Origin of the sequence: Pseudomonas sp. HAR-UPW-AIA-41, from assembly GCF_002304225.1 — a bacterium.
Classification (GTDB): domain Bacteria; phylum Pseudomonadota; class Gammaproteobacteria; order Pseudomonadales; family Pseudomonadaceae; genus Aquipseudomonas.
In genome coordinates this window covers 68,965-90,939 of record NZ_NSLB01000006.1, presented here as the reverse complement: position 1 = coordinate 90,939, position 21,975 = coordinate 68,965, and the positions used below count along the sequence as shown (strand labels likewise).

The 21,975-nt window shown below is 60.8% G+C and carries 17 protein-coding genes; 12 read left to right on the top strand and 5 right to left on the bottom strand.

The features are described from left to right. Positions 1-80: 80 nt before the first annotated feature. The 9 genes from nuoG to CK486_RS12865 all read left to right on the top strand — a co-directional run bounded on the left by nuoG (position 81) and on the right by CK486_RS12865 (position 10,512). Positions 81-2,789: an NADH-quinone oxidoreductase subunit NuoG gene (gene nuoG / locus CK486_RS12905; RefSeq protein WP_095940726.1), complete on the top strand. Its 2,709-nt coding sequence runs from the start codon at positions 81-83 to the stop codon at positions 2,787-2,789. Further along, positions 2,789-3,796 (top strand): NADH-quinone oxidoreductase subunit NuoH, encoded by a 1,008-nt coding sequence (gene nuoH / locus CK486_RS12900; RefSeq protein WP_095940725.1) that lies wholly within the window; start codon positions 2,789-2,791, stop codon positions 3,794-3,796. The genes nuoG and nuoH overlap by 1 nt, the downstream gene beginning before the upstream one ends. An 11-nt stretch (positions 3,797-3,807) precedes the next feature. Further along, positions 3,808-4,356, top strand: coding sequence for an NADH-quinone oxidoreductase subunit NuoI (gene nuoI, locus CK486_RS12895; RefSeq protein ID WP_095940724.1), 549 nt, complete (start codon positions 3,808-3,810; stop codon positions 4,354-4,356). A gap of 9 nt (positions 4,357-4,365) precedes the next feature. Beyond that, a complete protein-coding gene (gene nuoJ, locus CK486_RS12890) occupies positions 4,366-4,866 on the top strand; it encodes an NADH-quinone oxidoreductase subunit J (protein WP_095940723.1) in 501 nt (166 codons plus the stop codon). A 4-nt stretch (positions 4,867-4,870) separates the two neighbouring features. Further along, the gene (gene nuoK, locus CK486_RS12885) at positions 4,871-5,179 is read left to right on the top strand and encodes an NADH-quinone oxidoreductase subunit NuoK (protein WP_095940722.1); all 309 of its coding nucleotides are present in this window, start codon (positions 4,871-4,873) and stop codon (positions 5,177-5,179) included. After that, positions 5,176-7,023, top strand: coding sequence for an NADH-quinone oxidoreductase subunit L (gene nuoL, locus CK486_RS12880; protein WP_095940721.1), 1,848 nt, complete (start codon positions 5,176-5,178; stop codon positions 7,021-7,023). Before nuoK ends, nuoL begins: the two co-directional genes overlap by 4 nt. 27 nt (positions 7,024-7,050) lie before the next feature. Next, the gene (gene nuoM / locus CK486_RS12875) at positions 7,051-8,583 is read left to right on the top strand and encodes an NADH-quinone oxidoreductase subunit M (protein ID WP_095940720.1); all 1,533 of its coding nucleotides are present in this window, start codon (positions 7,051-7,053) and stop codon (positions 8,581-8,583) included. Positions 8,584-8,604: 21 nt separating this feature from the next. Further along, positions 8,605-10,071: an NADH-quinone oxidoreductase subunit NuoN gene (gene nuoN / locus CK486_RS12870; protein WP_095940719.1), complete on the top strand. Its 1,467-nt coding sequence runs from the start codon at positions 8,605-8,607 to the stop codon at positions 10,069-10,071. 171 nt (positions 10,072-10,242) lie between these two features. Then, positions 10,243-10,512 carry a hypothetical protein gene (locus CK486_RS12865; protein ID WP_095940718.1) on the top strand — a complete coding sequence of 90 codons (270 nt, stop codon included), beginning with the start codon at positions 10,243-10,245 and terminating at the stop codon, positions 10,510-10,512. Positions 10,513-10,576: 64 nt separating this feature from the next. Here CK486_RS12865 and nfuA read toward each other — a convergent pair whose 3' ends face one another. The 4 genes from nfuA to CK486_RS12845 all read right to left on the bottom strand — a co-directional run bounded on the left by nfuA (position 10,577) and on the right by CK486_RS12845 (position 15,586). Next, on the bottom strand, positions 10,577-11,158 hold the full coding sequence (gene nfuA / locus CK486_RS12860) for a Fe-S biogenesis protein NfuA (RefSeq protein WP_095940717.1): 582 nt from the start codon (positions 11,156-11,158) through the stop codon (positions 10,577-10,579). Positions 11,159-11,236: 78 nt separating this feature from the next. Beyond that, the gene (locus CK486_RS12855; protein WP_095940716.1) at positions 11,237-12,178 is read right to left on the bottom strand and encodes a sensor domain-containing diguanylate cyclase; all 942 of its coding nucleotides are present in this window, start codon (positions 12,176-12,178) and stop codon (positions 11,237-11,239) included. 6 nt (positions 12,179-12,184) lie between these two features. Further along, positions 12,185-13,171, bottom strand: a complete 987-nt coding sequence (locus CK486_RS12850; RefSeq protein WP_371915503.1) for a response regulator — start codon at positions 13,169-13,171, stop codon at positions 12,185-12,187. 138 nt (positions 13,172-13,309) lie between these two features. Beyond that, on the bottom strand, positions 13,310-15,586 hold the full coding sequence (locus tag CK486_RS12845) for a fatty acid cis/trans isomerase (RefSeq protein WP_095940714.1): 2,277 nt from the start codon (positions 15,584-15,586) through the stop codon (positions 13,310-13,312). 155 nt (positions 15,587-15,741) lie between these two features. On the opposite strand from CK486_RS12845, the gene metH reads away from it, so the two are divergent. Further along, entirely contained in the window at positions 15,742-19,452 is a 3,711-nt protein-coding gene (gene metH, locus CK486_RS12840; RefSeq protein WP_095940713.1) for a methionine synthase, read from the top strand. 285 nt (positions 19,453-19,737) lie between these two features. Continuing rightward, positions 19,738-21,009: an OmpP1/FadL family transporter gene (locus tag CK486_RS12835; RefSeq protein WP_095940712.1), complete on the top strand. Its 1,272-nt coding sequence runs from the start codon at positions 19,738-19,740 to the stop codon at positions 21,007-21,009. Between the two features lie 62 nt (positions 21,010-21,071). Here the strand turns inward: CK486_RS12835 and CK486_RS12830 are convergent, their stop codons facing one another. After that, positions 21,072-21,386 carry a DUF1883 domain-containing protein gene (locus CK486_RS12830; RefSeq protein ID WP_256574425.1) on the bottom strand — a complete coding sequence of 105 codons (315 nt, stop codon included), beginning with the start codon at positions 21,384-21,386 and terminating at the stop codon, positions 21,072-21,074. Between the two features lie 96 nt (positions 21,387-21,482). Between CK486_RS12830 and CK486_RS12825 the strand changes: the two genes are divergently transcribed. Beyond that, positions 21,483-21,968 (top strand): DUF2846 domain-containing protein, encoded by a 486-nt coding sequence (locus tag CK486_RS12825; RefSeq protein ID WP_176481707.1) that lies wholly within the window; start codon positions 21,483-21,485, stop codon positions 21,966-21,968. The last annotated feature ends 7 nt before the right edge of the window (positions 21,969-21,975 follow it).

Sequence of the window (21,975 nt, the reverse complement as noted above, 5' to 3'; positions counted from 1 at the left end):
CCTGCGGTTCGTCCGCCCTGCGGACACAACGGTTTCTCAATTAGACAGCTCGCCTGGCGAGTACAAGAAGACACCCGAAAATGGCCACTATTCACGTAGACGGCAAGACCTTTGAAGTCGATGGGGCGGACAACCTGCTGCAGGCCTGCCTCTCCATGGGACTTGATATTCCGTACTTCTGCTGGCATCCGGCGCTGGGCAGCGTTGGTGCCTGCCGCCAGTGCGCGGTCAAGCAGTACACCGACGAGAACGACAAGCGCGGCCGCCTGGTCATGTCCTGCATGACGCCCGCCACCGACAATACCTGGATTTCCATCGACGACGAGGAAGCCAAGCAGTTCCGCGAAAGCGTGGTGGAATGGCTGATGACCAATCACCCGCACGACTGCCCGGTGTGCGAGGAAGGGGGCCACTGCCACCTGCAGGACATGACCGTGATGACCGGTCACAACAAGCGCCGTTATCGCTTCACCAAGCGCACCCACACCAACCAGGAACTCGGCCCGTTCATCGCTCACGAGATGAACCGCTGCATCGCCTGCTACCGTTGCGTGCGCTACTACAAGGATTACGCCGGCGGCACCGATCTGGGCGTCTACGGCGCCCATGACAACGTGTACTTCGGTCGTGTCGAAGACGGCGTGCTGGAAAGCGAGTTCTCCGGCAACCTTGTCGAGGTCTGCCCGACCGGCGTATTCACCGACAAGACCCACTCCGAGCGTTACAACCGCAAGTGGGACATGCAGTTTGCCCCGAGCATTTGCCACGGTTGCGCGGCCGGCTGCAACATCAGCCCCGGTGAGCGCTATGGCGAAATCCGCCGTATCGAGAACCGCTTCAACGGCTCGGTGAACCACTACTTCCTCTGCGACCGTGGTCGTTTCGGCTACGGCTACGTCAACAACAGTGATCGTCCGCGTCAGCCACAACTGGCCGACGGCACCCAGCTGTCGCTGGATGCCGCTCTGGACCAGGCCGCAGCCCTGCTCAAGGGGCGCCGTGTCATTGGTATCGGCTCGCCGCGTGCCAGCCTGGAAGGCAACTTCGCTCTGCGCGAACTGGTGGGTGCCGGAAACTTCTCCGTGGGCATCGGCGCCAACGAGCTGGCCTGCCTGCAACTGGCCCGCGAACTGCTGCAGAACGGTCCGCTGCCGACACCGACGCTGCGCGAGATCGAAGACCATGACGCGGTGTTCGTCCTCGGTGAAGACCTGACCCAGACCTCTGCCCGTGTTGCTCTGGCCCTGCGTCAGGCAGTCAAGGGCAAGGCCACCGAGATTGCCGCCTCGATGAAAATCCAGGACTGGCACATGGCCGCCGTGCAGAACGTCGCCCAGCACGCCAGCCATCCGCTGTTCATCGCCAGTGTCGATGTCACCCGACTGGACGATGTCGCCACGGAAACCGTGCAGGCCGCTCCGGCTGATCTGGCCCGCCTCGGCTTTGCCGTGGCCCATGCCATTGACCCGAGCGCGCCCGCAGTCAGCGGCCTGGACAGCGAAGCCGAGCAACTGGCGCAGCGTATTGCCGCAGCCCTGCTGGCCGGCAAGCGCCCGCTCATCGTTGCCGGCACCTCGCTGGGCAATCAGGCACTGCTGGAAGCTGCCGGCAATATTGCCCAGGCCCTGAAAAACCGCGAGAAGAATGCCTCCATCAGCCTGGCGCTGGGTGAAGCCAACAGCCTCGGTGCCACCCTGCTTGGCGGTGACTCGCTGGAAAGCGCCCTCGCCCGCCTGCAGAACGGCGAAGCCGATGCCCTGATCGTGCTGGAAAACGATCTGTATCGCCGCGCAGACAAGGCCGTGATCGATGCAGCCCTGGCTAAGACCAGTGTATTGATCGTCGCCGATCATCAGCCGACCGCCACGCTGTCGCGCGCTGATCTGGTGCTGCCGGTGGCGACCTTTGCCGAAGGCGATGGCACCCTGGTCAGCCAGGAAGGCCGCGCTCAGCGCTTCTTCCAGGTGTTCGACCCGGTCTACTACAACGCCGACAACCTAGTTCGTGAAGGCTGGCGCTGGCTGCATGCCCTACACAGCACCCTGCAGGGCCAGCCCGTTGACTGGACCCAGCTGGATCAGGTGACCAATGCCTGTGCCGCCAGCAGCGAACTGCTCGCCGGTATCCGCGACGCCGCGCCAAGTGCCAGCTTCCGCATCAAGGGGCTCAAACTGGCCCGCGAACCGCACCGCTACAGTGGCCGCACCTCCATGCGCGCCAATATCAGCGTGCACGAGCCGCGTCAGCCGCAGGACAAGGATTCGGCCTTTGCCTTCTCCATGGAAGGCTATGCCGGCAGCGCGGAAGATCGCCAGCAGATTCCGTTTGCCTGGTCGCCGGGCTGGAACTCGCCGCAGGCCTGGAACAAATTCCAGGACGAAGTCGGCGGTCACCTGCGTGCCGGTGATCCCGGTGTACGCCTGCTAGATGGCGAGCGTGCCGACCTCAACTGGTTCAGCGCTCCCGCAGCCTGCTCGGCCAAGCCGGGTAGCTGGCAGGTAGTGCCGTACTTCCATCTGTTTGGCAGTGACGAAAACAGCGCACGCGCCAAGCCGATCCAGCAGCGCATCCCAGAAGCTTATGTGGTGCTGGCCAAGGAAGATGCCGCCAAGCTGGGCGTCAACCCAGGCGCCATGCTGGGTCTGACCGTCGGTGGCCTATCCCTGCGCCTGCCGCTGCAGACGAGCGCTGCGCTGTCCAGCGGCCTCATCGGCCTGCCCGCAGGTCTGCCAGGTATTCCAGCCCTCACGGCCAACGTCAGCGTGAGCGACGTTCAGGAGGTGGCATGATGAGTTGGCTGACACCTGAACTGACCGAGGTGATTATCGCGGTGGTCAAGGCCATCGTGATTCTCCTCGCGGTGGTTATCACCGGTGCACTGCTGTCCTGGGTCGAGCGCCGCCTGCTCGGCCTCTGGCAGGACCGCCATGGCCCGAACCGTGTAGGCCCGTTTGGTGCGTTCCAGCTCGGCGCCGACATGGTCAAGATGTTCTTCAAGGAAGACTGGACGCCGCCGTTCGCCGACAAGCTGATTTTCACCCTGGCGCCGATCGTCGCCATGAGTGCACTGCTGATCGCTTATGCCGTGGTGCCCATCACCCCAACCTGGGGCGTGGCGGATCTGAACATCGGCCTGCTGTTCTTCTTCGGCATGGCCGGTATCGCGGTATACGCCGTGCTGTTCGCCGGCTGGTCGAGCAACAACAAGTTCGCCCTGCTCGGCAGTCTGCGTGCCTCCGCCCAGACCCTGTCCTATGAAGTCTTCATGGGCCTCGCCCTGATGGGCGTGGTGGCACAGGCCGGAAGCTTCAACATGCGCGACATCGTTGAATACCAGCAGCAGAACCTGTGGTTCATCATTCCGCAGTTCCTCGGCTTCTGTACCTTCTTTATCGCCGGCGTTGCCGTCACCCACCGTCACCCGTTCGACCAGCCGGAAGCCGAGCAGGAGCTCGCCGACGGTTACCACATCGAATATGCCGGTATGAAATGGGGCATGTTCTTCGTTGGTGAGTACATCGGCATCGTGCTGGTGTCATCGCTACTGGTGACGCTGTTCTTCGGCGGCTGGCATGGTCCGTTCCTTGAACAGTTGCCGTGGCTGTCGTTCTTCTATTTTGCCGCCAAGGTGGCGTTCTTCATCATGCTGTTCATCCTGCTGCGCGCCTCCATCCCGCGTCCGCGCTATGACCAGGTGATGAGCTTCAGCTGGAAGTTCTGTCTGCCACTGACCCTGATCAATCTGCTGGTAACCGCAGCTCTGGTACTGCTCAACAGCCCGGCTGCGGGGCAGTAAGGAACATGAACATGATCAAGGAAATCCTGCACATCCTGCACGGTACCTACACCCAGCTGCGTAGCCTGGTGATGGTGTTTGGCCACAGTTTCCGCAAGCGCGATACCCTGCAGTACCCGGAAGAGCCGGTGTATCTTCCGCCGCGCTTCCGTGGACGCATCGTCCTGACCCGCGACCCCGATGGTGAGGAGCGCTGCGTAGCCTGCAACCTCTGCGCCGTGGCCTGTCCGGTTGGCTGCATTTCGCTGCAGAAGGCCGAGAAGGAAGACGGTCGCTGGTATCCGGAGTTCTTCCGCATCAACTTCTCGCGCTGCATCTTCTGCGGCCTGTGCGAGGAAGCCTGCCCGACAACAGCGATCCAGCTGACCCCGGACTTTGAAATGGCCGAGTACAAGCGCCAGGATCTGGTCTACGAGAAGCAGGACCTGCTGATCTCCGGCCCCGGCAAGTACCCGGACTACAACTTCTACCGCGTATCGGGCATGGCCATTGCCGGCAAGCCCAAGGGCGCGGCGCAGAACGAGGCCGAACCGATCAACGTCAAAGGCCTGCTGCCCTAAGGAGAGGACATGGAACTCGCTTTCTACCTGGCCTCCGCTATCGCGGTTGCCTCGACCTTCCGGGTAATCACCCATACCAACCCGGTACATGCCCTGCTTTACCTGATCGTCTCGCTGCTGGCCGTGGCGATGTGCTTCTTCGCCCTCGGCGCCCCCTTTGCAGGTGCCCTGGAAATCATCGTCTACGCCGGCGCCATCATGGTGCTGTTCGTCTTCGTGGTGATGATGCTCAACCTGGGACCTGCAGTTGCAGAGCAGGAATCCAAATGGCTGACACCCGGCATCTGGATCGGCCCAGGCCTGCTGTCCCTGCTGCTGCTGGCCGAACTGTTCTACGTACTGTTTGGCAACAGCACCGGCGCTCTGATTCAGGGTACTCAGGTTGATGCCAAGGCCGTCGGCATCAGTCTGTTCGGCCCGTATCTGCTGGCAGTTGAACTGGCCTCCATGCTGCTCTTGGCGGCACTGGTGGCGGCTTATCACCTCGGCCGCCAAGAAGCGAAGGAGTAACAGGATGAACGGTATTCCCATGGAACACGGACTGGCTATCGCCGGCATGCTGTTCTGCCTGGGCCTGGCTGGCCTTATGGTGCGACGCAACATCCTGTTCGTGCTGATGAGCCTGGAAGTGATGATGAATGCAACCGCACTGGCCTTTGTTGTGGCCGGTAGCCGCTGGGTTCAGCCAGATGGACAGATCATGTTCATCTTGGTGCTCAGCCTCGCAGCTGCCGAGGCCAGTATTGGTCTGGCGATCCTGTTGCAGCTGTATCGCCGCTTCCACACCCTCGATATCGACGCAGCCAGCGAGATGCGCGGATGAACGCACTATTTCTGACCTTTGTTTTCCCGCTGATAGGCTTCCTGCTGCTGTCGTTCTCCCGTGGCCGCCTGAGTGAAAACCTCTCGGCGCTGATCGGTGTCGGCTCGGTCGGCCTCTCTGCGGCGACCAGTGCCTGGATCATCTACCAGTTCAATGTGGCACCACCGGAAGCTGGCGTCTTCACCCAGCAGCTGTGGGTCTGGATGAGCGTCGAGGGCTTCGCCCCAAGCTTCACCCTGCATCTGGATGGTTTGTCGCTGACCATGCTTGGCGTGGTGACGGGTGTGGGTTTCCTGATTCACCTGTTCGCCAGCTGGTACATGCGTGGTGAAGAAGGCTATTCGCGCTTCTTCGCCTACACCAACCTGTTCATCTTCAGCATGCTGCTGCTGGTACTGGGCGACAACCTGCTGCTGCTGTACTTCGGCTGGGAAGGCGTGGGGCTGTGCTCCTACCTGCTGATCGGCTTCTACTACAGCAATCCGAACAACGGTAATGCCGCACTCAAGGCCTTCATCGTCACCCGCGTCGGCGACGTGTTCATGGCCTTCGGTCTGTTCATTCTGTACATGCAGCTGGGCACCCTGAATATCCAGGAACTGCTGACCCTGGCACCGCAGAAGCTCGCGGCGGGTGATCCCTGGCTGACCCTGGCGACCCTGGCCCTGCTGGGTGGTGCGGTGGGCAAGTCTGCCCAACTTCCGCTGCAGACCTGGCTGGCCGACGCCATGGCCGGTCCGACCCCGGTTTCGGCGCTGATCCACGCGGCGACCATGGTCACCGCAGGCGTCTACCTGATCGCCCGCACCAATGGCTTGTTCCTGCTGACCCCGGATGTGCTGGAACTGGTGGGTATCGTCGGTGGCGTGACTCTGGTCCTGGCCGGTTTCGCCGCGCTGGTACAGACCGACATCAAGCGCATCCTCGCCTACTCGACCATGAGCCAGATCGGCTACATGTTCCTGGCTCTCGGCGTGGGTGCCTGGGAAGCGGCGATTTTCCACCTGATGACCCATGCCTTCTTCAAGGCCTTACTGTTCCTTGCGTCAGGTGCGGTGATCAACGCCTGCCACCACGAGCAGAACATCTTCAAGATGGGCGGACTGTGGAACAAGCTGCCACTGGCCTATGCCAGCTTCATCGTCGGCGGCGCGGCGCTGGCGGCGCTTCCACTGGTCACGGCCGGCTTCTACTCCAAGGACGAGATCCTCTGGGAAGCCTTCGCCAGTGGTCACAGCGAGCTGCTCTACGCAGGTCTGGCCGGTGCCTTCCTGACCTCGATCTACACCTTCCGCCTGATCTTCATCGCCTTCCATGGCGAGCAGAAGACTGAGGCCCACAGCGGGCATGGCGTGGCCTACTGGCTGCCGCTGTCGACCCTGATCGTGCTGTCGACCTTCGTCGGCGCACTGATCACTCCGCCGGTGGCCGGTGTGCTGCCGCAGAGCGTCGGTCATGCCGGCGGGGAAGCGCAGCACAGCCTCGAGATCGCCTCGGGCGCCATCGCCATTGCCGGCATTCTGCTTGCCGCCATGCTGTTCCTCGGCAAGCGCCGCCTGGTTTCGGCCATTGCCGCCAGCGCGCCGGGACGTTTCCTCGGCGCCTGGTGGTATGCGGCCTGGGGCTTCGACTGGCTCTATGACCTGCTGTTCGTCAAACCTTACCTGCTGATCTGCCGCCTGCTGGGCCGCGATCCGCTGGATCATGCCATCGGACTGATCCCGGCCTCCGTGCGCAGCAGCCACGAAGCCATGACGAGCACCGAAAACGGATACCTGCGCTGGTACGCCGCCTCCTTGGCACTGGGTGCCGTGGTGGTACTCGGCATCGTCGTACTGGCCTAATGAATTTACTGAGAGATTGAGCCCGACATGATTCTGCCCTGGCTAATCCTGATTCCCTTCATCGGCGGCCTGCTCTGCTGGCAGGGCGAGCGCTTTGGCGCCACCCTGCCCCGCTGGGTAGCCATGTTGACCATGCTCCTCGAACTGGGGCTGGGTCTGTGGCTGTGGACCACCGGCAACTTCCAACTGGCTCCGGCCCCGGGCGCTGACCCCGTATGGGCTCTTGAGTACCAGGCAAGCTGGATTCCGGCCTTCGGCATCAGCCTGCATCTGGCGCTGGACGGCCTGTCGCTGCTGATGATCATCCTCACCGGCCTGCTTGGCGTGCTGTCGGTTCTGTGTTCGTGGAAAGAAATCCAGAACCACGTCGGCTTTTTCCACCTCAACCTGATGTGGATTCTCGGCGGCGTGGTCGGCGTATTCCTCGCCATCGACCTTTTCCTGTTCTTCTTCTTCTGGGAAATGATGCTGGTGCCGATGTACTTCCTCATCGCGCTGTGGGGACACAGCTCCGATGATGGCAAGCGCACCCGTATCTACGCGGCAACCAAGTTCTTCATCTTCACCCAGGCCAGCGGCCTGATCATGCTGGTGGCGATCCTCGCTCTGGTGTTCGTCAACTACAACAACACTGGCGTGATCACCTTCAACTACAGCGACCTGCTCAAGGCCGAATTGGCTCCTGGCGTCGAATGGCTGCTGATGCTCGGTTTCTTTGTCGCCTTTGCAGTCAAGCTGCCGGTTGTGCCAGTGCATTCCTGGTTGCCGGATGCACACGCACAGGCTCCGACCGCAGGCTCGGTGGACCTGGCCGGTATCCTGCTGAAAACCGCCGCCTACGGTCTGCTGCGCTTTGCCATTCCGCTGTTCCCGGATGCTTCCGCCGAATTTGCGCCCGTGGCCATGACGTTGGCCGTGATTGGCATTTTTTACGGTGCCCTGCTGTCCTTTGCGCAGACCGACATCAAACGTCTGGTGGCCTACTCCAGCGTGTCGCACATGGGCTTCGTGCTGATCGGCATCTACTCCGGCAGCCAGATGGCCTTGCAGGGCGTGGTGGTACAGATGCTGGCCCACGGCCTTTCCGCTGCCGGTCTGTTCATCCTCTGTGGCCAGCTGTACGAGCGCCTGCATACCCGTGATATGCGCCAGATGGGGGGCATCTGGGCGCGCATGCCCTATCTGCCGGCCGTCAGCCTGTTCTTTGCGTCGGCTTCGCTCGGTTTGCCGGGTACCGGCAACTTTGTCGGCGAGTTCCTGATTCTGATGGGCTCGTTCAAGGCCGTTCCGGTAACCGTGGTGATTGCCACCTTCGGGCTGGTTTTGGCCTCGGTCTACTCGCTGATCATGATTCACCGGGCCTACTTCGGTACTGCCAAATCCGACCAGCCGCTGCGGGCGCTGGACAGTCGCGAGTTGCTGATGGTGCTCGGCCTGGCCGCACTGCTGGTGATTCTGGGTGTTTACCCGCAGCCGGTACTCGATACCACGGCAGCCAGCATGCATGGTGTTCAGCAATGGCTGGGCACTGCTCTTTCTCAACTGGTTTCGGCCCGGTAGCTGTTAATGGAAAGTCACGCTATGGATCTGACGATTCAACACTTCACAGCCATCCTGCCACTGCTGGTCCTGTCGGCCACCATTATCGTGGTGATGCTGGCTATCGCCTGGCGGCGCAATCACAGCCAGAGCTACATCCTCTCCGGGATCGGTCTGGTGCTGTCACTGGCGGCGCTGGTGCCGTCGATGCAGGCGGCTCCTCTGGCGGTCACTCCGCTGTTGCTGGTGGACAATTTCGCCGGTTTCTATATGGGGCTGATTCTGCTGGCGACACTTGGCTGCCTGACTCTGACCCATGCCTACCTCGGCCGCTACAGTGGCGAGGGCTACCCGGGCAACCGCGAAGAGATGTACCTGCTGATGCTGCTATCGGCGCTTGGCGGCATGGTGCTGGTCTGCTCGCAGCACCTGGCCGGTCTCTTCATCGGTCTGGAAATGCTCTCCGTGCCGGTTTACGGCATGGTCGCCTATGCCTTCTTCAACAAGCGCTCGCTGGAAGCCGGCATCAAGTACATGGTGCTTTCGGCGGCCGGTTCCGCCTTCCTGCTGTTCGGCATGGCGCTGCTTTATGCCGATGCCGGCAGCCTGAGTTTTGCAGGTATCGGCGCGCATGTGGCCGCAACAGGTCTCTCCTCGCCGCTGGCGCAACTGGGCATCGGCATGATGCTGGTCGGCCTGGCCTTCAAACTGTCCATGGTGCCCTTCCACCTGTGGACGCCGGATGTCTATGAAGGTGCTCCGGTTCCTGTTGCCGCTTTCCTGGCCAGTGCCAGCAAGGTAGCGGTCTTTGCCGTACTGCTGCGCCTGTATCTGCAGTCGCCGGCTATGGCCGGTGGCTGGCTGGAAAACCTGCTGGCGCTGTTCGCTATCGCTTCGATTCTGGTTGGCAACTTGCTGGCCCTGACACAAAGCAACCTCAAGCGCCTGCTGGGTTACTCGTCGATTGCCCATTTCGGCTACATCACCATCGCGTTGATTGCCGGCAAGGGACTGGCTCAGGAAGCCATCGCCCTCTACCTGGTGACCTACGTGATCACCAGCCTTGGCGCCTTTGGTGTGATCGCGCTGATGTCCACGCCCTTCAAAGGGCGGGACTGTGATGCACTGTACGAGTACCGCGGGCTTTTCTGGCGTCGCCCGTACCTTACTGCTGTGCTGACCCTGATGATGCTGTCGCTGGCCGGTATTCCGCTGACGGCCGGCTTCATCGGTAAGTTCTTCATCATCGCGACCGGTGTGCAATCGCAACTCTGGTGGCTGCTGGGTGTCATGGTGATCGGCAGCGGCATCGCCGTGTTCTACTACCTGCGGGTCATGGTCACCCTCTTCCTGGTTGAGCCTAACCTGCGCCGCTATGACGCGCCGATGAACTGGAACGTACGCGCGGGCGGCATCATGCTGCTGGCGATCGCCGTGCTGGCGTTCTTCTTCGGGGTGTATCCGCAGCCGCTGCTGGAGTTGGTCAAGCTCGCCGTTCTCGCGGTGTGACCCTTCGGTAATTAAAAAGCCCTGCACTGCAGGGCTTTTTTATATTCAAACGCCAGCCGCTTTCAAAATGACGACCGGCTGTGACTTCAGCCTCTGCTCATGACATCCACTGTTTAACGAATCGCTTGCGAACGGCTGTAGCGATTCCACGGATTTGCCAGGAGCTAGATCATGAACAAAGAACTGCGCATCAACGAAGCGCTGCTGATTGCCGGTAATGCCTTTCAACCGTTCCAGTGTGTGGCCTGGGCGGCTCAGGATGGCTATGGCGAGCTGAGCCTCAGCGTCATTGACCGGACTTTCGGCCGCGTACTGGGGCGCACCCGTCTGGCCAGCCAGAACTACCGCAACCCGCAGAGCCTGGCCAAGGCCCTGCAGCAGTCGCGTCAGGACCTTGCCGCACAGGGCTACCATCTGGAACCCTGGAGTATGCCGGCCTGATTGAGCCGTCAGATGGACACAAAAAAGGCGACCCCAGGGTCGCCTTTTTTAATTGGGAAGCGCCTTAGTAGTAGGCGTTTTCCTTGTTGCTGTGATCGGTCACGTCACGCACACCCTTGAGCTCCGGAATACGCTCCAGCAGGGTTTTCTCGATACCTTCCTTGAGCGTGTAGTCAGCCTGACCACAGCCCTGGCAACCACCGCCAAAGCGCAGAATGGCGATGCCCTCGTCGATATCCACCAGACTCACCTGACCACCATGGTTGGCCAAGCCCGGGTTGATCTCGGTCTGCAGGTAGTAGTTGATGCGCTCGTTGAGCGGGCTGTCCTCATTGACCATAGGCACTTTGGCATTCGGGGCCTTGATCGTCAGCTGGCCGCCCATGCGGTCGGTGGCGTAGTCGACCAGTGCATCTTCGAGGAAGGGCTCACTGACGGCATCGATCCAGGCGGTAAATGAGGCCAGAGCCAGCGGCGTGTCCTCAGCCTTCTGCTCACCAGGCTTGCAGTAGGCAATGCAGGTTTCCGCGTACTGGGTGCCGGGTTGAGTGATGAAAATGCGAATACCGATACCGCTGGTGTTCTGCTTGGACAGCAGGTCAGCCAGGTACTGTTCGGCGGCTTCGGTGATGGTAATGGCGCTCATGGCAACTCCTTACAGATATGGGCGCAGTGTACGCCATCACCTGCCACGGATAAAGCCATAGCAAAACAGTCGGATTATTCAGGAGAACGCCACAACGCAATTGCGCCCGGCCTGCTTGGCCCTGGCCAGCGCCTGCTCGGCACGTTCGCAGAACTGCCGTGGATTCAGACAATTGGCGTCGAGCTCGGCAACGCCGATGCTGATGCTGTAACGCACAGCTTGCCCCTCATGCAGAAGAACCTGCTGGCTGACTGCCTCACGCAGACGCTCGCCCAGCTGCAGAGCACCCTCACCCGAGGTGTCGGGCAGCAGCACGGCGAACTGGTCAGCGCCGTAGCGTCCACACGGATCAAGGGTACGCACGTGCTGACCGAGCAGATCGGCCAGACTACGTAGCAGCAAATCACCTGCGGCATGCTCGTACTGGGCGTTGAAGGCCTTGAACTGATCAATATCAAGCAACAACAGTGAGAGCTGCCGCTGGTAACGCTGATGACGAGCAAACTCCTGCTCCAGCGATTTCTCCCAGTGCGCGCGGTTGAGTAAACCACTCAGCACATCGGTTCGAGTCAGTTTATGTAGCTTGGAAGTGGCATTCTGGAGCTGCTTCTTGTTGCTGGCGACATGAGTGACGTCGTAAATCACGATACAAATGTGCCCCACCTTTCCCGTCGCGTCCTTGATCGGGATGATGGTGGTGTTCTGGTACATGAAGTCTTCCTGCCCGGTGATGGGCTGGTAGTTTTTGAACCGCACCAGATAAGGCCGCTGCTCCCAGATGGTGAACGTCCGCGTGCCGAGTGTCGCCACAGTTTCAGCCTTGTTGCGGAACCAGGCCTCATCAATTTCTGGGAAAATACGGAAAACGCTCTGCCCCTGAACCTCTTCGGGCTCAAGGCCGGAGTGGCTTTCCATGAAACTGTTCCACATCTCGATGCGGTACTCACGGTCGAGCACCACCACACCGACGTCGATGCTTTGCAGGATATCCAGCATCCAGTGCAGTTCGTTGAGTTCCATGGGCCGTCAGCTCAGCAGGTAATTGATCTTGTGGCTCAGGCGGGCCACAGAGTCTTCGGTAAACAGCAGTAGCAGGTCGAAGTGGATAGCCTGTCCCTCCAGGGTGTAGCTGATCTCAACCGCAAGCGTCTTTCGCCAGCGAGCCTGATTGACTCGAATCAGTTCTTCAATCGGTGAGTGCTGCCCAAGTAGTAATGGATGGCCAAGAGACAAGTGGCTATCCAGTTGCTCCGCAATAGCGGTGAGGCAGGCCCCGATGAGAATGCTCGAGAGATCCAGCATCAACTCCATCTCAGCCTTTTCGCCTTCGAGCTTCCACTTCATCAGGCGGGCCATATCGCCTACTTCAGAGTCATGAAAGATCAGCAAAGCCTCGCCGGCAATACCGTCACCGATGTAGCCCTGGCACACAGCGGTCAAACGTTCGCCACTTTGCGCATCAGCCAAAGCCATGTGCAGCTCGCCGACCTCGAAGATGTTGACGTTGGGTACTGGCAACTGCACGAACACACCCAGCACCTTGGCCAGCAAGGCCGCAGCACGGCCCATGGCTACGTTGGTGATCTCCCGAAACGCATCACGAAACCCCACCTTCATCTCAGCCAGAGCAGCCTGAGGTGACTGGGCTTGTTGCGCAGAATCGTCCTGCTCTGCTCCACCAAGCTCCAACAGGTGGTGTGCCTTCAGCTTGGCCAGCAACTCTTCAGGGTTGGCTGGCTTTTTGATGAAGTCCAAAGCCCCCAGCTCCATTACTCGCTGTATGGCTGCTTCCTGAACATCACCAGAGACCACGATGACTTTGGCCTGTAAGCCTTCATCCCTTAGTGCCTGCAATACCTGATAACCATCCATTTCCGGCATCGTCAGGTCGAGCAGAACCACCTGACCTAATCCCTGACGGATTACCTCAAGCCCTTCACGACCATTAGTGGCCTGACTGATGTTGACTGGCCAATCGGCAGGCAGCGAACGAATCAGTTGCTTGCGGGCCATGCCAGAGTCATCACAGACCAGTAAAGCTATTGCAGACACAGAAAGACCACCTTGGATGGAGATACTCTTTCAGTAAATGCAGGCGAGGCCGCCCTGTAAAGGCAAGTCACTGAAAAAATCAGCAGTTACGTGAGTTCCTTAAAGATTCTTGTAGCGATTGATATCCAGAATGCCGCTTTCCACTGGCTCAGTACGCTCGATATAGGCATTGAGCTTGTCGAAATGCGCCCAAAACTGCGGATGGGTACGCCGGATGCCCCAGCGCTGCACGACTGCATCAAAGGCTTGCGGGCTGCGGGCCTGCTCCAGAGCGGAGACAAAATCGGCTACTTCATCAGCTTTCAGGCTGAACATGAAGTTCGGGTAGCTGCTGAGCACCCCGGGGTAAACCGTCAGGGTATCCAGCCCCTCTTCATAGCGCAGCTCCTCGCCGACCATGAAGGCCACATTGCTATGAGCACGGTTGCGCAGCAGGGTGTACACCTCGTTCTGCCCAGCGCCGTAGTCGATGCTCAGCATACTGGCTTCGGGTAGCTGCTCGATCACCTTGAGTCCGGCGGCCGGGCGATTGGTCAGGCGACTCAGGCTCTGCTCGGCACGCTGCAGCTCCACTGCGAGGTTAGGCCGGTAGCAATGCGCGCCCTGACAACGGTTGATCGGGTCCGGCCGCGCATTGAGCGTGGCGTAGCGCTGGATCAGGCGCTCGGCGAAATCCTCCTTGGGCCTGGCCTCATCCAGTTGCAGGGCGGTCGGCGTGCTGGCGTCGATGCTCTGGTAATCCAGCCACAGCTTCAGCCGGCCGCTCTTGGCATACCAGTTTTCCAGCAGTGGCTCGCGGCTGTCGGCCGGCATCAGGCGCAGGAAGTTGACCTCGGCACCGTTGCGGATCAGGTCGAAATACAGGCGTGTCTGCGCCTGATGGGAGACATTGCCAAATACGTCGAAGTTGACCACCAGCCCATAGTAGGTCCGCTCCAGCAGCGGATAATCAAGCAGCCACAGGGTCTGCGGAATGGCACCGATCAACCCTTTACGCACAGAGGCACTGTCGAATTGGCGGAAAATCGACAGCAGCGCATTATCATTACCCGCCCAGATATGCGACCAACTGGGAGCAGGCGCTTCAGCGTAGGTGTCCCGGCGCAGAGCCTCGTAGTCGTTGCGCCGTTCCTTGTACTCACTCCACTGCCTGGGCAGGCTGCGCAGCTCGTCCACCTGACCGGGCAAGGCCAGCAATGGCGTGGCGGCCGCGCGGAACTGTGGGTCGGTCAGATACAGATCATGCTCGGGGGATTGGAACAGCGCCCAGAACTGGTCACGAATCACGTCCGTGGCGATCTGCCCGCGGCAGACCGGGCCACGAATGAAGGTACGCACGAAGTATTCGGCGTTATCCAGCATGAACTGATAACGCGCCTGCGCCGGAATGGCTGCAAAGGTTTCGAACGGATTGGCCCGCCGCTGCGCGCTGTAACCGGGTAGCGCCTGAACCGACCAGTCGCCGCTGAAGAACAGCTCCTGCACCCGCGCCAGCTTTTTCGCACTGAGCGGATAGGTGATGTGCGTCTTGTGCACGATGGCCCCCTGAATCGGCCACAACCGGTAGAAGAACCGCGTGCCGGGATCATCATTGGGCCGGCGCGTCGCAATCAGGTCGATCGGCTGGCCGCTGGGCGTGCGCGAACGGACCACCTGAAAGAACTGACCGCTTTGCCCCTGATCGAAATACAGATGGGCGAGGAACAGGTGCTCATACAGCCAGCGCGCCACCAGCACTTCACGCGGGCTGTCGCCATTGAGCAGGGCCTCCCACTGGCTGATCTGTGCCGCTTCACTGGCATTGGCCGCACGCGGCTGCTCATCCACCGGCGCACCGGCGGCCAGCCAGCGCTGCAGGGTGTCGTACTCCTGTGCATCCAGGCCGGTCACGGCAAACGGCATTCCCGCCTTGGGATTCTTGCGGGCAAAGTCAGCGAATTCTTCCGGCAGCGGGCACTGGTTCTGGCGGCTGATGTCGATGTCCATGGTTGCCGGCAGCTTGCTGTTGGCCGGCCAGGGATTGTTGTGCCCCAGCTCGAGCATGCGCGCCATCAGCGCGGCCGATTGCTGCTGCGGCTGCAGCACCGAGGCAAAGCCCTTGCGCCGCCAGGCCGCTTCGTCATGGGCATCCAGATACAGGCGTGTGGTCGCCTGAGCCACAGTACGGCTGCCGCTGTATACCGGCAGCTGGCTGGCGCCGCGCTGCGCCCCTTCCCCGCTGCCCAGGTTGAGCTGGCAGGGCGCGTCGTAGCAGGCATGGCAGGCAACGCACTTGGCATTGAAGATCGGCTGCACGTCACGGCTGTAGGACGGCACTTCGGACGCCAGCACGGGCAGCGAAAAGAAGGAGACAAGCGCAAGCAACAGGCGATTCATATCGGCATCCGGGCCAGGAAGAGCACTGATTCTACCGCGTCAGCCAACCGCCCCAGCAACATGAGCAGAATTCATGCTGAACCGGCGCATGCCAGAAATTCAGGCATCTTTGCTATCATCACGCTCCTTTTTGTTCCACCTGCCGGGTAGTCACCATGTCCGATCGTGCCGCACGCCAACACCTGCTTCAACAAGCCCTCAAGGAACGCATCCTGATCCTCGACGGCGGCATGGGCACTATGATCCAGAGCTACAAGCTCGAAGAGGCCGACTACCGTGGCGCGCGCTTTGCCGACTGGCCGTGTGATGTGAAAGGCAACAACGACCTGCTGCTGCTCAGCCGTCCGGACGTAATCCAGGCGATCGAGAAGGCCTACCTGGACGCCGGCGCCGACATCCTGGAAACCAACACCTTCAACGCCACCCAGGTATCCCAGGCCGACTACGGCATGGAAAGCCTGGTGTATGAACTGAACGTCGAAGGCGCGCGCCTGGCCCGTGAAGTGGCCGACGCCAAGACCCTGGAAACTCCGGACAAGCCGCGCTTCGTTGCCGGCGTGCTCGGCCCGACCAGCCGTACCTGCTCGATTTCCCCGGACGTCAACGACCCCGGCTACCGCAACGTCACCTTCGACGAGCTGGTAGAAAACTACGTCGAGGCCACCCGCGGCCTGATCGAAGGCGGCGCCGACCTGATCCTGATCGAAACCATCTTCGATACCCTGAACGCCAAGGCGGCCATCTTCGCCGTGCAACAGGTGTTCGAGGAAGATGGCGTGGAACTGCCGATCATGATCTCCGGCACCATCACCGATGCCTCCGGCCGTACCCTGTCCGGCCAGACCACCGAAGCCTTCTGGAACTCGGTGCGCCATGCCAAGCCGATCTCCGTGGGCCTCAACTGCGCCCTCGGCGCCAAGGACCTACGTCCGTACCTGGCCGAACTCGCCGCCAAGGCCGACACCCATGTGTCCGCCCACCCCAATGCCGGCCTGCCGAACGCTTTCGGTGAATACGATGAAACCCCTGCGGAAATGGCCGCGGTGGTCGAAGAATTCGCCGCCTCGGGCTTTCTGAACATCATCGGCGGCTGCTGCGGCACCACCCCGCCGCATATCCAGGCGATTGCCGAGGCGGTGGCCAAGTACAAGCCGCGCGTGATTCCGGACATTCCCAAGGCCTGCCGCCTGTCGGGTCTGGAACCCTTCACCATCGACCGCAACTCGCTGTTCGTGAACGTCGGTGAGCGCACCAACATCACAGGTTCGGCCAAGTTCGCCCGGCTGATCCGCGAGGAAAACTACACCGAGGCCCTGGAAGTCGCCCTACAACAGGTGGAAGCCGGCGCCCAGGTGATCGACATCAACATGGACGAAGGGATGCTCGACTCCCAGGCGGCCATGGTGAAGTTCCTCAACCTGATCGCCTCCGAGCCGGATATATCGCGTGTGCCGATCATGATCGACTCCTCCAAGTGGGAAGTGATCGAAGCCGGCCTCAAGTGCATCCAGGGCAAGGGCATCGTCAACTCCATCTCCATGAAGGAAGGCGTCGAGGCGTTCAAGCATCACGCCAAGCTGTGCAAGCGCTACGGCGCCGCCGTGGTCGTGATGGCCTTCGACGAGGTCGGCCAGGCCGACACCGCCGACCGCAAACGCGAGATCTGCCAGCGCAGCTACGACATTCTGGTCAATGAAGTGGGCTTCCCGCCGGAAGACATCATTTTCGACCCGAACATCTTTGCCGTGGCCACCGGTATCGAGGAGCACAACAACTACGCCGTCGATTTCATCGAAGCCTGCGCCTATATCCGTGACCACCTGCCCTACGCCCTGTCCAGCGGCGGCGTGTCCAACGTGTCGTTCTCCTTCCGTGGCAACAACCCGGTGCGCGAGGCGATCCACTCGGTATTCCTCTACCACGCGATCCAGAACGGCCTGACCATGGGTATCGTCAACGCCGGGCAGCTGGAGATCTATGACGAGATTCCGGCCGAGTTGCGCGAAAAGGTTGAGGATGTGGTGCTCAACCGCACCCCCAACGGCACCGAGGCGCTGCTGGCCATTGCCGACAACTACCGCGGCGATGGCAGCGTCAAGGAAGTCGAAGACGAAGCCTGGCGTGCCCTTCCGGTCGACAAGCGTCTGGAGCACGCGCTGGTCAAAGGCATCACCGCCTTTATCGTGGAAGACACCGAAGAATGCCGCCAGCAGTGCGCGCGTCCGATCGATGTGATCGAAGGCCCGCTCATGAGCGGCATGAACGTGGTCGGCGACCTGTTCGGCGCCGGCAAGATGTTCCTGCCTCAGGTGGTGAAATCCGCCCGCGTGATGAAGCAGGCCGTGGCTCACCTGATCCCCTTCATCGAAGCTGAAAAAGGCGACAAGCCGGAAGCCAAGGGCAAGATCCTCATGGCCACCGTAAAGGGCGACGTCCACGATATCGGCAAGAATATCGTCGGCGTGGTGCTGGGCTGTAACGGCTACGACATCGTCGATCTGGGCGTGATGGTGCCGGCCGAGAAGATCCTGCAGACCGCCCGCGACGAAAAGTGCGACATCATCGGCCTGTCCGGTCTGATCACCCCGTCGCTGGATGAGATGGTGCATGTCGCCAAGGAAATGCAGCGTCAGGGCTTCAATCTGCCGCTGATGATCGGTGGCGCCACCACCTCCAAGGCTCACACCGCGGTGAAGATCGACCCGCAGTACAGCAACGATGCCGTGGTCTACGTCACCGACGCCTCGCGTGCCGTCGGCGTGGCCACCCAGTTGCTGTCCAAGGAGCTCAAGGCCGGCTTCGTCGAGAAGACCCGCGCCGAATATGTCGAAGTCCGCGAGCGCACCTCGGCCCGTGCTTCGCGTACCGAGCGTCTGCCCTATGCCGATGCGCTGGCCAACAAGCCGGCATTCGACTGGACCGGCTACATCGCGCCCAAGCCGAGCTTTACCGGCGTGAAAGTACTGGAAGATATCGACCTCAAGGTGCTGGCCGAATACATCGACTGGACGCCTTTCTTCATCTCCTGGGATCTGGCCGGCAAGTACCCGCGCATCCTCACGGACGAAGTGGTGGGTGAAGCGGCCACCGCGCTGTTCCACGATGCCCAGGCGATGCTGAACAAGCTGATCGACGAGAAACTGATCAAGGCCCGCGCTGTATTTGGCTTCTGGCCGGCCAACCAGATCAACCACGACGACATCGAAGTGCGCGACGACCACGGCAAGGTCATTGCCCAGCTGCATCACCTGCGCCAGCAGACCATCAAGCCGGATGGCAAACCCAACCTGTCCCTGGCCGACTTCGTTGCGCCCAAGGAAAGCGGCGTGACCGACTATGTCGGTGGCTTTATCACCACCGCCGGCATCGGTGCCGAGGAAGTGGCCAAGGCTTACGAGGCCAAGGGCGATGACTACAACAGCATCATGGTCAAAGCCCTGGCCGACCGCCTGGCAGAAGCCTGCGCCGAGTGGCTGCACGAGCAGGTGCGCAAGCAATACTGGGGTTACGCCAAGGATGAACAGCTCTCCAACGAGGAGCTGATCAAGGAGCAGTACAACGGTATTCGCCCGGCTCCCGGCTACCCGGCCTGCCCGGACCACACCGAGAAAGCCACCCTGTTCAAACTGCTCGATCCGGAGGCCGACTACAACAAGGCTGGTCAGAGCGGCGTGTTCCTTACCGAGCACTACGCCATGTTCCCGGCGGCGGCCGTATCCGGCTGGTACTTCGCCCACCCCGAAGCCCAGTACTTTGCCGTGGGCAAGGTCGACAAGGATCAGGTGGAGAGTTACAGCAAGCGCAAAGGTCAGGACCTCAGCGTCACAGAACGCTGGCTGGCGCCCAATCTTGGCTATGACAACTGACAGCCCCGCGAAGGAGCAGATGATGGGAAAGCATTACGCGGCCTATCAGCTTTGATGCTCTTTCTGACACCTGCTCACCGGATCAGGCCCGCCACGCGCGGGCCTGATCGCTCATGGGTTATTGTTCCACGCCTCGTTCAAAATATGCCAGGCGATCTCTGGAACTACCGTCCTAGAGCCTTCGCTTAATTGTAGTCTTTTTGTAATTGACGCCTTATTTGACTGGACAGTCAGGATTGATCCCCTAGTATTCGCGCCCTTCATAAGTGAACGGATGATCAATTCATGCAGTACCCGTCTCCATCCCGCCTCGCTCTTACCCTTTCTGCCCTGCTCGCCAGCAATCAGCTGCTTGCCGCGGGCTTTGCCATCAACGAGCAGAGCGTCAGTGCGATGGGCACGGCGTTTGCGGGGCGCTCGTCCAGTGCACTGGATGCTTCCACCGTGTATGGCAACCCGGCCGGTATGAGCTATCTGAAGGAGCAGGTGACCGGTGGTATGGCGCTGATCAGTGCTGGTTCCGACATCGATCACGTCAACAGCAACTACCGTGGCTCGAATGATGGTGACATGGTGCCGTTGGCAGCCATCCCGTTCGGTTACTACGTCAAGCCGCTGCATGAGCAGTGGACCTTTGGGCTGGGTGTTTTCGTGCCTTATGGTCTGGCCACCGAGTACGAAAACAACTATCAGGGCCGTCGCTTTGCCAAAGACAGTGATGTAACCGTTATCGCCATACAGCCAACGCTGAGCTATCGCTTCAATGATCAGTGGTCGCTGGGCGCCGGCATCAGCGCCAACCATGTCGAAGGCAAGCTGAGCAGTGCTGTCAATCCGCTGGCCGCATTCGGCGGCTCTGAAGGTGAGTTCAAGGTAGAAGGCGATGATTGGGCCTGGGCCTACACCGTCGGCCTGATGTTCCAGGCCACTGACGCGACCCGCATCGGCCTGACCTACCGCTCCAAGGTGGAATACACCCTGGAAGGTGATGCCTCCAACAGCCAAATCGGCCTGGGACCGTTCCCAGGCATTCCCGCCGGCAAGTACGATGCATCATTGGACCTGACCACCCCGGAAAACTTCGAGCTGTCGGTCACCCACCAGTTCGACTCGCGCTGGACCGGTTATGCCGGCTATATCTGGACGCGCTGGAGCCGCTTCCGCGAAATCGTCATCGAATCGCCGACCAATGCCGCGGCCAGCTTCAGGGAAGTCACTGAGGAGCAAGGCTGGCATGACACCCGCAGCTTCGCTGCCGGCCTGTCTTACCAGATGAATAAAGAGTGGGTACTGCGCAGCGGCGTGGCGTTCGACCCCTCACCGACCAACAATGCCCATCGCTCGCCGCGCATTCCCAGTGGCGATCGTTATGTCTGGGCACTGGGTGCTGGCTACACCCCGGCCAGCCAGCCGAACCTGACTCTCGATCTGGCCTACGTCTACCTGCAGGAAGAGCAGGTTTCCGTCAGGAAGTTCGAGGCCAGCAAAGGCACCTACAACGCCGACTACAATAACAATGGTCACGCGCTGGCTGCCCAGGCGACCTGGCGCTTCTGACCCGTCGCGGCCCCACTGCGGGGCCGCTCATTGTGCGCGGTATTTGCCGCGCACAGCCTGCCTCACTGAGCGCCGCTGCGGCGCACTATCCTGATGCTGTACTGCATGTTCGGCTTGCGCGTCACGCTGATGGCGCGGCGGGTTACCGTATCCAGGGTGATGTTCCAGTATCCTGTGCTGGGCACCTTGATCTTGGCCGGGAAACGGTCGAACGCGCCGCCGTGATAGGTGTGGCGTCCGCCATTTTTGAAGCTGCGAAAGCTGCTGTCGGACATCAGGCGGATGTTGCACGGCTGTGAGCTCTCGATGACGACCAGATCGCCTTCGTTGAGTTGTTCGCGTTGGTGGATGAATTTCATGGTGAGCTCCTCTGCCATGCTGCGGGCGCGACCTTAGCACAAGGCCTCTGGCAAGCCATGACCGCCTGTGCGATAACCTGCAACGCGCTCCCCTGTCAGACAAGGATCATCGTCATGCGCCGCCGCTTGTGCCTGCTCGCCCTGCCCCTGTTGTTTTCCGCCACCGGCTGCAGCTCGCCCGGTTATTTCGAGGCAGTGCAGCCCTCCACCAGCCAGCGCGCGGTGGTTTACCTGTATCGCCCAGAAGCCACCACCCCCGGCCTGATGAAGCCACTGCGCTACGACTATCCGGACCTGCAGATCGACGGCCAGAGCATCGGCACCCTCAAGTACAACAAGCACCGCTGGGTCGAACTGGCGCCCGGCCAGCACAGCCTGCGCATCACCGGGCTCAGCCAGATTGCCAAGTGGGAGCCCCGCGACATCACTTACCCATTCACCGTTAACCCGGGTGAGATCAAGTACCTGAAGCTCGATGTGCAGTACAAACTGGATGAGATGGTGCTCGGCCAGCCCGCACCACGCTACCTGATCCGGGTCATTCCGCAGCGCGGTGAAGAGGCGGTCTACGAGATTCGCCAGACCCAGGCCCAACGTTAACAGGAGT

What these genes read in the sequence shown, in the direction of transcription:
- nuoK (WP_095940722.1), top strand. Translation starts at nt 4,871, where the DNA reads ATGAACGGTATTCCCATGGAACACGGACTGGCTATCGCCGGCATGCTG.
- nuoJ (WP_095940723.1), top strand. Translation starts at nt 4,366, where the DNA reads ATGGAACTCGCTTTCTACCTGGCCTCCGCTATCGCGGTTGCCTCGACC.
- metH (WP_095940713.1), top strand. Translation starts at nt 15,742, where the DNA reads ATGTCCGATCGTGCCGCACGCCAACACCTGCTTCAACAAGCCCTCAAG.
- CK486_RS12825 (WP_176481707.1), top strand. Translation starts at nt 21,483, where the DNA reads ATGCGCCGCCGCTTGTGCCTGCTCGCCCTGCCCCTGTTGTTTTCCGCC.
- CK486_RS12855 (WP_095940716.1), bottom strand. Translation starts at nt 12,178, where the DNA reads ATGGAACTCAACGAACTGCACTGGATGCTGGATATCCTGCAAAGCATC.
- CK486_RS12865 (WP_095940718.1), top strand. Translation starts at nt 10,243, where the DNA reads ATGAACAAAGAACTGCGCATCAACGAAGCGCTGCTGATTGCCGGTAAT.
- CK486_RS12835 (WP_095940712.1), top strand. Translation starts at nt 19,738, where the DNA reads ATGCAGTACCCGTCTCCATCCCGCCTCGCTCTTACCCTTTCTGCCCTG.
- nfuA (WP_095940717.1), bottom strand. Translation starts at nt 11,158, where the DNA reads ATGAGCGCCATTACCATCACCGAAGCCGCCGAACAGTACCTGGCTGAC.
- nuoI (WP_095940724.1), top strand. Translation starts at nt 3,808, where the DNA reads ATGATCAAGGAAATCCTGCACATCCTGCACGGTACCTACACCCAGCTG.
- CK486_RS12830 (WP_256574425.1), bottom strand. Translation starts at nt 21,386, where the DNA reads ATGGCAGAGGAGCTCACCATGAAATTCATCCACCAACGCGAACAACTC.
- nuoL (WP_095940721.1), top strand. Translation starts at nt 5,176, where the DNA reads ATGAACGCACTATTTCTGACCTTTGTTTTCCCGCTGATAGGCTTCCTG.
- nuoG (WP_095940726.1), top strand. Translation starts at nt 81, where the DNA reads ATGGCCACTATTCACGTAGACGGCAAGACCTTTGAAGTCGATGGGGCG.
- CK486_RS12845 (WP_095940714.1), bottom strand. Translation starts at nt 15,586, where the DNA reads ATGAATCGCCTGTTGCTTGCGCTTGTCTCCTTCTTTTCGCTGCCCGTG.
- nuoN (WP_095940719.1), top strand. Translation starts at nt 8,605, where the DNA reads ATGGATCTGACGATTCAACACTTCACAGCCATCCTGCCACTGCTGGTC.
- nuoH (WP_095940725.1), top strand. Translation starts at nt 2,789, where the DNA reads ATGAGTTGGCTGACACCTGAACTGACCGAGGTGATTATCGCGGTGGTC.
- CK486_RS12850 (WP_371915503.1), bottom strand. Translation starts at nt 13,171, where the DNA reads ATGGCCCGCAAGCAACTGATTCGTTCGCTGCCTGCCGATTGGCCAGTC.
- nuoM (WP_095940720.1), top strand. Translation starts at nt 7,051, where the DNA reads ATGATTCTGCCCTGGCTAATCCTGATTCCCTTCATCGGCGGCCTGCTC.